The organism is Clostridium sp. HV4-5-A1G, from assembly GCF_900184915.1.
GTDB lineage: Bacteria > Bacillota > Clostridia > Clostridiales > Clostridiaceae > Clostridium_B > Clostridium_B aromativorans.
The window spans coordinates 1-13,998 of sequence record NZ_FXYI02000096.1; the positions used below are offsets into that span (position 1 = coordinate 1).

The 13,998-nt window shown below is 32.1% G+C and carries 13 protein-coding genes and 1 riboswitch; of the genes, 6 read left to right on the forward strand and 7 right to left on the reverse strand.

All coding sequences use genetic code 11. The features are described 5' to 3' along the window. Positions 1–79: 79 nt before the first annotated feature. The 4 genes from tpx (at position 80) to J5G60_RS11140 (ending at position 3,814) form a co-directional block, all read left to right on the forward strand. Entirely contained in the window at positions 80–574 is a 495-nt protein-coding gene (tpx, locus tag J5G60_RS11125; protein WP_150356955.1) for a thiol peroxidase, read from the forward strand. Positions 575–742: 168 nt separating this feature from the next. Continuing rightward, positions 743–832, forward strand: a riboswitch (glycine riboswitch). 146 nt (positions 833–978) lie between these two features. Next, complete coding sequence (locus J5G60_RS11130) at positions 979–1,248, forward strand: ACT domain-containing protein (protein WP_150356954.1); 270 nt, start codon at positions 979–981, stop codon at positions 1,246–1,248. 18 nt (positions 1,249–1,266) lie between these two features. Next, complete coding sequence (locus tag J5G60_RS11135; protein ID WP_150356953.1) at positions 1,267–2,625, forward strand: PFL family protein; 1,359 nt, start codon at positions 1,267–1,269, stop codon at positions 2,623–2,625. Positions 2,626–2,755: 130 nt separating this feature from the next. Next, on the forward strand, positions 2,756–3,814 hold the full coding sequence (locus J5G60_RS11140; RefSeq protein WP_150356952.1) for an HD-GYP domain-containing protein: 1,059 nt from the start codon (positions 2,756–2,758) through the stop codon (positions 3,812–3,814). A 54-nt stretch (positions 3,815–3,868) separates the two neighbouring features. Here J5G60_RS11140 and J5G60_RS11145 read toward each other — a convergent pair whose 3' ends face one another. After that, positions 3,869–5,848, reverse strand: coding sequence for a methyl-accepting chemotaxis protein (locus J5G60_RS11145; protein WP_150356951.1), 1,980 nt, complete (start codon positions 5,846–5,848; stop codon positions 3,869–3,871). Between the two features lie 86 nt (positions 5,849–5,934). Continuing rightward, positions 5,935–6,579 (reverse strand): tRNA (guanosine(46)-N7)-methyltransferase TrmB, encoded by a 645-nt coding sequence (gene trmB, locus J5G60_RS11150; protein ID WP_150356950.1) that lies wholly within the window; start codon positions 6,577–6,579, stop codon positions 5,935–5,937. 184 nt (positions 6,580–6,763) lie between these two features. Here trmB and J5G60_RS11155 point away from each other — a divergent pair, with 184 nt between their 5' ends. Next, positions 6,764–7,840: a hypothetical protein gene (locus J5G60_RS11155; RefSeq protein ID WP_150356949.1), complete on the forward strand. Its 1,077-nt coding sequence runs from the start codon at positions 6,764–6,766 to the stop codon at positions 7,838–7,840. A gap of 14 nt (positions 7,841–7,854) precedes the next feature. Here J5G60_RS11155 and J5G60_RS11160 read toward each other — a convergent pair whose 3' ends face one another. The 4 genes from J5G60_RS11160 to J5G60_RS11175 all read right to left on the reverse strand — a co-directional run bounded on the left by J5G60_RS11160 (position 7,855) and on the right by J5G60_RS11175 (position 12,185). Further along, entirely contained in the window at positions 7,855–8,505 is a 651-nt protein-coding gene (locus J5G60_RS11160) for a site-2 protease family protein (RefSeq protein ID WP_179977832.1), read from the reverse strand. 17 nt (positions 8,506–8,522) lie between these two features. Then, the gene (locus J5G60_RS11165; RefSeq protein ID WP_150356948.1) at positions 8,523–9,548 is read right to left on the reverse strand and encodes a hypothetical protein; all 1,026 of its coding nucleotides are present in this window, start codon (positions 9,546–9,548) and stop codon (positions 8,523–8,525) included. A gap of 34 nt (positions 9,549–9,582) precedes the next feature. Continuing rightward, positions 9,583–10,584: a phosphodiester glycosidase family protein gene (locus J5G60_RS11170; protein WP_150356947.1), complete on the reverse strand. Its 1,002-nt coding sequence runs from the start codon at positions 10,582–10,584 to the stop codon at positions 9,583–9,585. A gap of 224 nt (positions 10,585–10,808) precedes the next feature. Beyond that, the gene (locus tag J5G60_RS11175; RefSeq protein WP_150356946.1) at positions 10,809–12,185 is read right to left on the reverse strand and encodes a PhoH family protein; all 1,377 of its coding nucleotides are present in this window, start codon (positions 12,183–12,185) and stop codon (positions 10,809–10,811) included. Positions 12,186–12,576: 391 nt separating this feature from the next. On the opposite strand from J5G60_RS11175, the gene J5G60_RS11180 reads away from it, so the two are divergent. Next, positions 12,577–12,768 carry an alpha/beta-type small acid-soluble spore protein gene (locus tag J5G60_RS11180; RefSeq protein WP_407647121.1) on the forward strand — a complete coding sequence of 64 codons (192 nt, stop codon included), beginning with the start codon at positions 12,577–12,579 and terminating at the stop codon, positions 12,766–12,768. Between the two features lie 79 nt (positions 12,769–12,847). On the opposite strand, the gene J5G60_RS11185 is transcribed toward J5G60_RS11180, so the two are convergent. Continuing rightward, positions 12,848–13,864, reverse strand: coding sequence for an alpha/beta fold hydrolase (locus J5G60_RS11185; protein WP_150356944.1), 1,017 nt, complete (start codon positions 13,862–13,864; stop codon positions 12,848–12,850). Positions 13,865–13,998 lie beyond the last annotated feature (134 nt).

Genomic DNA, 13,998 nt, shown 5'->3' on the forward strand with positions numbered 1-13,998 from the left:
ATTTTGCACATTTATGCTATTATAAATATGATAATAAATAATAATTCTCAATTAATATATTTTATTTGGAGGGATATAAATGAATTTAAAATTTCAGGGAAAAACTGTGAAGATTTCTGGAAATGCCCTTAAAGTCGGTGATACTGTACCAGATTTCACACTTATAAATAATGCAATGGATACTATTTCTCTAGGGAATACAAAGGGAGTTAGAATATTTTTAACAGTGCCTTCCCTAGATACTCCAGTTTGTGATCTAGAAACCAGAACTTTTAATGAAAAAACATCAGAAATTCCTGGTGTAACTGTATATACAGTATCCATGGATCTGCCTTTTGCCCAGAGCCGCTGGTGCGCAGCTAATGGAATAAAAAATGTGATTACGGTATCTGATTTTAAAGATAGAACCTTCGGTAAAAATTTTGGAACATATATGGATGATTTAGGTCTTTTAGCCAGAGCTGCCTTTATAGTCGACAGTTCAAATAAAATTACTTATGTGGAGTATGTTCCAGAGGTTACAAATCAACCAAATTTTGATGCTATACTTGATGCCGCTAAAAAAGCAAAATAGTACATTAAAATAAAAGGATCCTTGGGCTTTAACAACTCAAGAATTCTTTTTTAATTTGATTTAAAATTGAAATATTGTATTTGAATTAATTTATGAAACATGTTATAATCACTTTAACAATTTAATAGGCTGGATGAAGTTAGTGGAATACATTGATAGACCGTTAACTGACAAGCCTCTGGAGAGACTCTCAAAGAGCACCGAAGGGGAAAACTGATTACAGTGAAACTCTCAGGTAAAAGGGACGGGGGATTTTTTATTTAAAATAGTAGATTTCAGCTATTTTACTATTCTAATTCCTTGTTTACCAGAGATTAAACCTTATTTTAATCTCTTTTTATTTTCTCAAATAAATTGTACTTTAGTGTAAATTAACTAATATTAAAAGGAGATGGACATAGTAAATGAAAGCATTTATAACGGTAATTGGACAAGATAAAGTGGGCATAATTTATAAAATAACCTCTGTACTATTTAAAAATAACATAAACATTTTGGATATCAATCAAACTCTAATAGAAAACTATTTTACTATGATAATGCTTGTAGACTTAAGTAAAATGAATGCAGATTTTACAAGTATAAAAAATGCTCTTGAAAATAAGGCAGAGGAAATAGGCGTTGATGTCAAGATTCAAAGAGAAGATATATTTACTTCTATGCAAGAAATTTAAACTGGAGTGTGAACAATAATGATAAATACTAAAAATATAATGGAAACAATAAAAATGATAGACAAGGAAAATCTTGACATAAGAACTATCACTATGGGCATATCACTTATGGATTGTATCGACAGCGATGGAGAAAAGGCACGGACAAAAATATATGATAAAATAACCAAATATGCCGAAAATCTGGCTAAAACTGCAGAACAGATTGAAATAGAGTATGGTATACCAATAATACATAAAAGAGTATCTGTATCACCCATTTCCCTTGTGGCCCAATCAACTTCAGATAAGGATTATGTAAAATTTGCACAAACTCTAGACAAAACTACCAGGACTCTCGGTATAGATTTTATCGGAGGCTTTACAGCGCTTGTACATAAAGGTTACTCAAAAGGGGATAAGATACTCATAGACTCTATACCAGAAGCACTGGCATCCACCAATAAAGTATGTTCTTCAGTAAACGTAGCGACTACAAAAGCTGGAATAAACATGGATGCAGTAAAAGATATGGGAAAAGTAGTGAAAAAAACCGCTTATCTCACCAGAAAAGATGACAGTATAGGGTGTGCCAAACTAGTGATATTTTCAAATGCCGTAGAGGATAATCCATTTATGGCCGGAGCATTTCACGGAATTGGAGAAGCCGATGCCATAATAAACGTTGGTGTCAGTGGTCCTGGTGTTGTAAAATCAGCATTGGAGGAAGTAAAAAATAAGGACTTCAACACAGTAGCCGAAACTATAAAGAAGACTGCTTTCAAAATAACTAGAATGGGACAATTAGTAGCTGGTGAAGCTTCAAAAAGATTAAATGTTCCCTTTGGAATAGTGGACTTGTCTCTTGCTCCTACACCTGCTGTAGGAGACAGTGTGGCAAGAATTCTTGAGGAAATGGGACTGGAAAGCTGCGGATGTCCAGGTACAACAGCAGCCCTTGCACTTTTAAACGATTCAGTCAAAAAAGGTGGTATAATGGCTGCATCACAAGTTGGAGGTCTAAGCGGCGCATTTATACCTGTAAGTGAAGATGAAGGAATGATACATGCTGTAAATGCGGGTTCCCTCAATTTGGAGAAACTAGAGGCCATGACCTGTGTATGCTCTGTAGGACTTGATATGATAGGGATACCAGGGGACACACCTGAATCCACCATATCAGCAATAATTGCAGACGAAGCCGCCATCGGAATGATAAACTGTAAGACAACTGCTGTAAGATTAATCCCAGTTTACAATAAATCTGTAGGAGAAGAAGCAAATTTTGGAGGCCTCCTTGGAAAAGCTCCCATAATGTCCGTAAGTAAATTTTCCAGTGAGTCTTTTATAAATAGGGGCGGTAGAATCCCTGCTCCAATTCACAGCTTCAAAAATTAATTACATGTAGATTAGAAAATAATAAAAATGGTTTATTTTGCCTCAATCATATTTAGAATTATGAAAAGGATACGATAAAATACTTAATTACTATATATTTCTAAATTAACGATATATGAGGTGAGACAATATGACATGGGAAAAGAAGTTACTTTCACTTGATGAATTAAAACCTGGAATGATGTCTTCAAGTGATGTAATTTTTGAAGGTAAAATGTTATTGGCTAAAAATATTATTATTACAGCGTCTACTATAAATAATTTAAAGCAAAACTATCTTGTGGACAAAGTAGAAGTCTACGTAAAAAATGATTCTGACAGTCCTTTAATTGTTGAAACAAATACAATACAAAAAATAGAGAATGATTTTAATGAATTTTCTCTGAACTTAAAACGTATATTTAATAATATATCTGAGTTAAAAGTTCCTGAAATGAATGAAATAAGATCTTTTTCAAAAAAGATACAGGAGGAATTTAAATCAACGGGGATAGTCATTAGAAATATTGTATTTTACGGCAGCGGAAAAGATGCCATCTACAGGCATAGTATAAATGTATCCGCTATAAGCTTTATACTGGGGAAATGGCTAAATTTAAATCAACGTGATCTAAATTTATTGACCTATTCAGCAATATTACATGATTTTGGCAAAACAAAAATAAATAGAGATATACTGAATAAAAATGGAGTTCTTACTTCTAGAGAGTATAAAATTATTAAAACCCACCCTGTCATAGGTTATAATTTTATAAAAAGCATTCCATATCTGGATCCTTCTGTAAGTTACGGAGTGTTGATGCACCATGAAAAAATGGATGGATCCGGATATCCATTAGGTATAGCTGGAGATAAAATCCATTTATTTGCTAAAATAATAGCTATTGCAGACTTATTTGATGAAGTAAACTCCTCAAGATACTATAAGAAAGTAAGGGGCCCCTTTGAAGCTCTGAAGATCATTCAAGAACAAAGTCTTGGAAAGCTCGATTGTAGATACTGTGATGTATTTTTAAACCATATAATAAATTATTTCATGGGAGAAAATGTACTGTTAAACAATGGTAAAAAATACAAGGTGATTCAAGTTCATGTAAATGATTTGACAAATCCTCTGCTTTTAGATGAGGGAAATTTTTTGGATTTGAAAAAAGAAAGTGACTTATATGTTGAAAAGCTGGTTATATAACCAGCTTTTCCCTATTTATGCAGATATATCTACTGTAAGTAACACCTTATAGAATTAAATTTTAAATTTTTGAATGATTTCATTTAACTTTTGAGCTAAATCCGCTTGGTCTTTGGCAGTTTTATCAATCTGAACCATACCCTGCACTGCATCATTTATAACATCTTGAATCTGGTTAGTACTTTCAGAAGATTTTTGCGCAATTCCAGCCATGCCGTTAATTGCCTTAGTCACTTCATTCGTTGTACTTTTTATTTCCTCTGTCATCGACGTAAGTTGCTTCAGAGAATCAGATGTAAATTGAGAATCCTTATAATATTTTTCTCCGGTACTCAGATAATTATCCAATTGGACATTTACATTTTCATCAATAAATTTTAAAACTTGATGACTGGTATTTGAAAGATTTTTAAAGGCCTCTTGAACTTTTACTACAACATTTTGAATTGTAGAAACTGTTTCAGAAGATTGTTCTGCAAGTGTCCTCACTTCTTCTGCAACTACCGCAAATCCTTTACCATGTTCCCCTGCCCTCGCAGCTTCAATGGCTGCATTTAATGCCAACAAATTAGTCTGCTCCGCAATACTTGCTATTATATCTGCCATCTCTTTTATTTTTGAAACTACTTTTCCTTCATCTATAGCCTTTAGTATATTCATCTCTTCATTTTTATAGATGTCTTTACATTCCTTTATGGCATTTTGAGCGTTTTCCTGGACAGAAAGAGCATTTTCCTTAGACTTGCTTGCATTTGTATTTACATTAATTGCCTTATCTGATAATTGATTTATATTTGAATCTATCTCTTCCACAGATGCAGTAACTTCCTCAGCAGAAGCTGTTGTCTCCTGAGAACCGTTTACGATATCATTTATAGAATTGTTTATGTTCTCAAATTTAGACGTCATTCCCTGGACAGTTGCAGAAAGTTCCTGACCAGAAGCACTCATATTCTCAAAATTGTCAATTATGGTCTTCACCAAAGATTTCACATTTTCCTGAGCCTTATTGAGTGAAAGAGCTGCATCTGCAAATTCATCCTTTCTCTTTATAATTATAGGAGTGCTAAAATCACATTCTGACAATCTCTTAGCAAATTGCTGTATATGAGTTAAAGGTTCTGTTGCGTATTTTGCAATAAATATGCCGCATATAACAGCTATTACCAGCATAATCAATAAAATTATAATGGCCGTTGTGATAGCGGCATTCAATCCCTGTGCATAATCACTTTTGGGACTGACCGCCATAATTGTCCATCCTGTTTCTCTGGATTTATTAAATCCAGCTATCTTAGATTCCTTTCCACTTCCATATGCCACATTCCCTTGACTTTTACTTAAAACGGATTGCCCAGAAGGGATTTCCACTTTTATATTCTTCATTACCCTGCTCTTATCAGAATCCGCAATAATTGTGCCGTCTGCTGAAACCAGTAATGCATATCCACTTTTCCCTATTTTAGTCGTAACTAACTTGTCTCTCAACGTGGATAGATCAATATCAAAACCCACAGCACCTTTCTTGCCGTTACTAAGTTGAATTTTTTTAGCAATGGTTATGACAAGTTTACCTGTAAGGGCATCTTTATAAGGTGCAGTTACATATATCTGTCCATTGGCAGCCATGGCATCTCTATACCAGGGTCTGGATGTTGGATCAAATCCTGCAGGTAATTTTACACTTTGAGGATATACTATCATCTGCTTTGTTTCATCCGCTAAATATGACTGCATTATATCCTTGTTACTCTGTGTTATGCTCCCCAGTGCATTTAATAGCTCCCCCTTATCCTGTGAAAGCACGTCTTTATTAACTGATAATGATTGCAGATCATGCTTTAATGAAAGGCTATGTAAATCAATATACGAAACCTTCTCCTTTGCTATTTGATAAGTCAGTTCCTCAGCGTTGTCATTTGTAATTTTAGACAAAATGAAATAAGAAAAAATCGATATTATAAGTAATGGTATTATAATAAGCAATATTAATATACCAATCAGTTTATGGTGTAATGACATCCTATTCTCCATAATTTAATCCCCCTTATGTTTATAATATCCAATTATCTACATACTACCATATTATGTCTATAAAATCCACTAAATACCTAAAATTTTCACCTATTTCGCACTAATTCTGCTATAAAAAACATTATTTTCATACCAAATCGAACAAATTTCTCCTCATATTCCGTCACTACATTTTCATCAAAGCCGCTATTATGTAGATCATATGTCAAATACTCTATCTTATACCCGCTCTCTATAAAATAACCCTGAGATTCTTCAAAAAGTCCCCTATCATCTGTTTTAAACCATATCTGACTCCCCGACTTCAAAAATTTCTTATACATATTTAAAAATACAGTATGAGTCAACCTTCTTTTTTTCTGTCTTCTCTTAGGCCATGGATTGCAGAAATTTATATATATTCTTTCAATCTCATTTTCACTAAAGATTTTCTCAACATTTACTATATTCATAGGCACTATTCTTACATTTTCTATTCTATTCTCCTTTACCTTTCTCAATGCATATACTAAAACTTCATCCTTTAAATCAATTCCTATATAATTTATATTTTTATTGTTCAGAGCTTGCTCGCATAAAAATTTCCCTCTTCCACAGCCCAGTTCCAAGTATATGCTATTATTGTTTCCGAATTTGTCTTTCCACTTTCCCTTACATTTTTCAGGTTCTGTTATTACAAAAAAGCTGGTCTCCATTTCAGGTCTAGCCCACCATTTTTTTCTGAGTCTCATATTAGAAAATTCCCTTCTTATATTTGTGATATACAGCTTCCTAAGACAAAATTTATTATCTCTTTTAACAGGAAACTTGTCAATAACATTCTTCAAATATATTTTATATTAAAGTTTTTTCTACAATATACGATAATAATAAGCAAAATAATTATACATAGAATAGCATTTGGGTTGTGAAATCATGGAATATTTTGTAGAAGAACTTAAAAACAAAAAGATAATCAGTAAAGATGATATACAAATTCTCAAAAATTATATAGACAAAAAATATCTTAAAATTAGTTCAAGAGAAAAAGCAAAAATGCTTTCCAACACTATACATCATATTTTAGATAAAAAGTTGAATGGTCTTCCTGAAACCTACAGGCAAACTATAAAACTAGATATTTTGAAAGAAACCCTTTTTAAAGACCAAAAATCCATCTTCATGTATGATATATTCAGCTACTGTATGAAAAATGAATTTTTAAAAAAGAATTTTAGAAAGGAACTTACCCAATGGGTAAACAACAATATAGAGAACAAGATTGAAGAAATCGATCTAACCAATTATGAAAAAAGCATTAAAAAAGATATGCCCTCACCATCAACTAAGTGCAGTGAAGGTATATTCAATCACACCTCAATTTTTGATTCAAAGCGTTTAAAATTACCAAAAAGACTTGTGAAAGTTATTTTAACAGCTATTTTAATTATAGGTATAATAAGTCAATTTACGCTACAATCAAATTTTAATGCAATTAAATTTTCACAAATGGAAAATTTAATTGACAGTATAACCTTAGAAAATTACAAAAAGAATTTTCCCAATATATATCTGCCGGAATATTTGAAGTATCAGAGTATAAATGTAAATAAGTTAAAATCCTATTTAAATACTCGAAATTCACTATTATGTAAGGAACCTTACTTCTCCACTATAATCAATACATCAAGAGAATTTAATTTAAATCCTATTTTACTTTTTGCCATAACGGGCCAGGAACAAAATTTTGTCCCTGCAAATACACCTAATGCTTACAAAATAGCCAACAACCCTTTTAATGTATACCACAGTTGGAAGGAGTATAACACAAATATAGAGGATTCCTCAAGAATAGCCGCTCATACCATTATAAATCTATCTATAAACAAACCGAAAGAAAATAACCCCTTTATTTGGATAGGTAAGAAATATGCACAAGATAAAAACTGGGGAAAAGGTGTACAATCTATATTTAAAGAGATAAATTATTATTATACAACTCATTCACAGTAATTAACGTGTTTAAATCAAAAGATATTATTAGCTACTCTGATAAAAGTCTTATATATCATAAAAGATGGAATACCCACTACATACTTGGCCAATGGAGTAGCCACAAACAATAGTAATATTATAATCTGATATCTGTATATACTTCCTGATATTCTATAAAACAGTGATGGAAAAATATCTCTCAATATATGGAATCCATCTAGACCAGGTATTGGTATCAAATTAAAGACAAATAACATACAGTTTATATTTACAATGTACAGTATAATTTTAACCACTAGATTAAAAATTGAAGAAGTTTCTGTAGCCAATCCTCCCCACTTGTACAACAGCACTACCAGCATAGCAGCCAAAAATGCTATTATTAAATTTGCAAGTGGGCCTGCAATAGAAACCTTCAAGTCATCTTTATTTCTATTTTTAAAAGCACTGGGATTGATCTCCACCGGCTTCGCCCAGCCAAACCCAACCAACAATATCATTATAAATCCTATAATGTCCACATGAGCAAAGGGGTTTAATGTAAGCCTTCCTTGAAATTTAGGAGTTTTATCTCCTAACCTATCTGCTGTAATTGCATGTGCAAACTCATGAAATGCAAATCCTATCAATATAGCAGGTATGATAAGTACTTTTTCTAATATAGTTTCAGTCAAATATTTCATTCCTTCCTTTTTTAATTTTAGTTTAACGATACTTCTTCCAATTGGCCATTACTTATGGATGCAACCCCGCCTTCAAATATCTGTATAAAATTTCCCTTATATATATATTGCTTTCCAGTTGCTACATCAGTAACAACTCCCTTTAAATTGTCATTTATGTATATTTTCCCTGAGGGCATTAAAAATATGTCATCTCTATTTACAGATTTATTTAAATTTATATTTTCATAAGCATCTTCATCTGAATTGATACTGCCGCAATAAATATTTGATATCTTTCCATTCTGTTCATCTCCAATATATATTCTATCATTTTCATCAGCCCCTATCCATACAGGATTTTTAACTCCTTTAATGGTAATAGGCTCTTCTCTGCCTGTAACATATATATTGTGATATATATCATCTTCATATATTAATTTATCATCAAGATATAAAATTCCTATATTGCCTATCATATAGGACTTCGTATATACTTTTTGCATTTCATTCATTATATTTATTCTGTATATATTTGTTCTTCGTCCTCTGTTCTGTATTTTAACATATATTACATTTGTATAATGAGATTCCTGTATATCATTGATTTGAGCCTTTTCATCATAACAATCCAATTCCTTACTGTTTTCTTTTATATCCTTGTCAGCTTCATAATATGACAAATTAAATTTGTAACCTTCATCAGAATTACGTTTTTCTGCTATAAGCATTCTATTTCTATCTTTAAGCCATTTATAAAAAGATATTTCCGTTCCATCTTCAAATTCTACATTTTTTCCATCACCAGTTTTTGAATCCACAACCTTTAAAATGTTATCTTGGTAATAAGCCACATATCTTCCATCAAAGGAAACACTGACATTCTTAGCATTTTGCGGTATTTTTACAACAACATCTTTTTTCTTAGGTTCACTTTTTAAAACCTTTTTGGCTTTTATTTCTGTCTGAGAAGACAGAAAATAATTATTTATATAAAATAATCCCGCAAATTGTACTACCAGTGATATAGATATCCATACAATAATTCTCTTAAAAACTTTCATCTCACACTCCCCTTTAATAATCTTACAATAGTTTCTATGGCTTCACATAAATAGCAGATGGAACAGATCTTTCACCTAGAGTATCACAGGGATTATTTATTACTTCTCCTTCATAATACATAGTGGAAGAAGATCCCCCATCTAAATTTGTGGCATTTACTGCTCCATATTTAATCATTATATTCTGAAGATCTCTCAGGGAAGCACCTATACTTTTAGTCTGACGTCCGTCTATAACAAGAAAAATTATAGATCCATCTGCCCTTTGGCCTATAGCTGTTCTTGGGGCTATTCCCCATCCGCCGTCTCCTGTTATGGTTCCTTTTCCATTTACCACCAGAGCAGGTTTAAAAGATATAGCCTCTGTGACACCTCTTTTTTTCATATCATTCAAACTGTGATTTCCTACTAAAAGCTGCCCTTTACTTGTAATTGCCATTACACCTGATTTTTTATCGGGATCTTCTAAATCGTTAGACAGGATTTTACCATTGCTCATCAGTATACCTGTAGGCTTCCCTCCAGTGCCGGTCCATTTACTGTCCCCAGAGGAACTATCCTTAAATCCCCCTCCATTTATAGCAGCTACGGCATTATTTCTCCTTGCTATTCTGCTGGTGAGTTCTCCCACTACTCCCAGTTTGCTGCTGTATCCAACCTTGACTCTAGTGGGATCATGAATTATCAATATATATCCCTTAAATTTCTTTTTATCATCACTTATATCTTCCCTTTCTATACTGCTATCATGTTTATTTTCAAAATTTAAAATTTTTGCATTATCCACATTTCCAACAGTATTTCCCGCCAGTATTTTTTTTATATCTTCATCTGACAAAAATAATTTTGCAATGTATTGATGACTTAAAGTTGTCATAGCTGCACCTACTACAGTTCTCTTTATGTTTTCAAAAGGACCGTAAAATATCAAGAAAGGGGCCGTCATTCCGGTAAATATACACTCAAATAACAAAAAACAAAGCACCAGTTTCCAAACTGATTTTCTCTTTTTACCCGATGTTCTCCTTTTTTTCATATATTAAAACCTTTCCTTTCTAACCTAAAAATACATGATAAATTAAAAATATATCTTTCAATATTGTACAATAAACGATAAAATTTTTAAATAGAAATAATTATAAATAGCATAAAAACTTCATAACGGGTCAAATAAAAAAGATATCCACTATGATAACATATAACAATATGTTCATAGTAAAATATCTTTTTATGGTACCATTATCTTTAATATTATTCCATTTATAGTCTTTTAGAAGCTTCATAGGCCAGTGGGGATCTTTCACATTCATCGTTCTTTAAAGTAACCTGATAACATAGGGTACTTCCCTTCATCTTTTCCGATGCATAGGATAATCCATTAGATCTGGAATCCAAAAACGCTTGATCTATTTGATCTGGATCTCCTATTAACAGCAGCTTGGTACCTACTCCCACCCTTGTTATTATAGCCTTTACCTGTTTGGGTGTTAAATTTTGAGCTTCATCAACTACAAGCCAGTTTTTTGTAATAGAACGTCCTCTCAAATAGCCCACCGCTTCTGTAGTTATAATTTTTCTATCAAACAGTTCCATTACTTTATCCTCTAATTCTTTTTCATTTTTATATCTTTCCTTCTCATCAGAATCCACCAATACCTCAAGGTTATCCAATATTGGCCTCATAAGCGGAAATATTTTCTCTTGTTCTGTACCTGGCAAAAATCCTATATCTTCACCCATAGTAACATTGGGCCTACATACTAACATTTTTCTATACATTCTGTTGTCCTCTTCCATCATGTTGTGAAGTCCTACAGCTAATGAAAAAAAAGTTTTTGCCGTACCAGCAGGTCCTTTTATTATCACAAGGGGAGCTTTTTCCGCATTTGTAAGGAGAGCTTCCAGCATAAATTTTTGACCCACATTTCTTGGATTTATTCCCAGAGGCGAGCTGTCCTTAAAATTAAGCGGAACAATTTTTTGCCCATCAAATCTTCCAAGAGCAGTTTGTTTAGGATGTTCAAAACAGTGTATTATGACAAATTCATTCACATAGAGAACCGGTATAAAATATTCTTCAGTTTCTTCATCATAACAGGTGATTTTATCAGTTTTCATATACTTTTCTCTATAAAAATTTTCTATGTCCTGCTTTGATGCATATATATCTATCCTTCCTGTATATTGGCTTTTATCCTCCGGAACAACTTTTTCATAAAAATCCTCTACTTCTATATTTATAATATCAGCTTTAATTCTTTCAAAAATATCTTTTGTTATAAGGCAGACATTTTCGCCTTGATCTTTAAGCCCCTTACATACCTGTATTATTCTGTTATCCGGCTTGCTCTTATCCCAGGCTGGCGGCAGCTTTACATCATAATGATTCATTTCAACCCTGAATTTTCCTCCAGATGTCAGCTGTACGCCTTTATTAATTTTTCCTTTTTTCCTCAGGCCATCTATTAACCTAGCTGCATGTCTTGCATTGGCACCTAAATCACTTTTGTCTTTTTTGAATCCATCTAATTCTTCAAGTACCACCTCCGGTATAACTACATCACCATCTCCAAAAGACAACATGGCCCCTGGTGAATACAGAATAACATTGGTATCTAAAACATAAGTCTTTTTCAAAGCTATTCCTCCCCTCTAATCATTATTATAATATATTCATCTGTACATATAAATGCATTTATTTAATTATAAAATCGAATTTGCCGCTAAATATATTTATATATTATAAAAAGTAAGCACTGTACATTTCCAATGCTTACTTTTTTAAGGGAGATCTATATAACTAGGTCGTTTACTTCTTGTATCTTTATTTTATACATCTGATGTTACAATACTGTGTCATATATATTAAATAGTTGTTTATTTTTTGAACATTTTATGAATAATTTAATTTTACATTTTATTACACGCGTTCATCCAATTACCTGTAGTAATTTTCATAATAATGCACAAACTTAATTATAAGCGGTAGAATCTACTATAAATATAAAAAGGAGGAGTTATTATATCAGTGTACAACGATAAATTAACTACATCTCAAGCTAAAGAGGCATTAAAACATTTTAAAATAAAATCAGCAAAAGAAATTGGAATAAACCTAAAGGAAGGCTATAATGGAGATTTAACTTCTCGAGAAGCTGGATCCATAGGTGGAAACATGGTAAAAAAAATGGTTGAAGCATATAAACAAAATTTAAAGTAATATAGAGCGGATATTTCAAAATTGCATTCTTGAAATATCCACTCTATATGTAATTGCCATTAAATAAGTTCAAGAATTCTTAATGCAAAAAATTGTATTTATAAATCGAACGCTTATATTTTTCATCAACACCACACTTAGTTTTATATATGTGTTTATTTTGGCTCTGTAAATATCCAATAACATAATTTTCCATGGCATTCATAGCCTCCGGATCCCTGACCATATCTCCATGGGCATAATTGGTTTGTATTACACTAAATCTCCTATTGACATTTTCAAAATTATTGATCTTCTTTTTCAAAAAATCGACCAAGGATAATACATCGTTTTCTGTAATGTCCGGAAGTAATTTAGCCTCATCAGGATCAATTCCAAATTTCAAAGGATCCTCTTTGATCATTGAAATAATTCCTGCCAATGAAGGGGTACCTGTAGAAGGATCTCCGAGAAAATTCTTGCAATTGCCTCCAAGCAGCAACACATCTTTGTTGATATTCCAGGTCTTAGTGATATCATTATCCCATGCCATGTCCATATACTGTAAAAATTCATTATAGGATAATCCTGAATCCGATTCATACTCTAAAATATTCATAGTATCTTCTGTAACATTGAATTTTTCAAAATCCTTAAAATTATAATAAGCTCTGTCCAACAGCACTACATCCTTTACCCTTTCAGGATATTTTTTAGCAAACATCATGGCTGTATCTGCTCCAAAAGAATGTCCAACTAAATGTGCTTTTTTTATACCATATGAGTCCAACACCGCCTTTATTGAATTCAATTGAGTATTCCAGGAGATAAAAGGTACATGCCCACTATTGCCATGATCTAAATAATCTAAAGTTATTGTCATATATGGATTATTCTTGTTGTATAAAAATTCACCATGGCTGTGACTGCCACCCAATCCATGCAGAAATACAATCGCTTCCTTTGAGTTTGGGTGGTAGTTATAAACTTCAGTATATATTTTTATTCCTCTATAATCAACATACCTTTGACTAATATTGTCATCTGCTCTACAGGGTATTACTATAAAACTTAAAACCAGGACAATTATAAAAGTTAACGAAAAAATTTTCTTCATACAAATTCCCCCAAAATAAATATTTTTATTTAACATTCCACATAAATCTTTAAATTCCTTTAAATTCCTATCATTAATGTATATTCTTTTTATAATAACAGCAATTGTTTTTAAGAAAGTATTAAGAATAATAT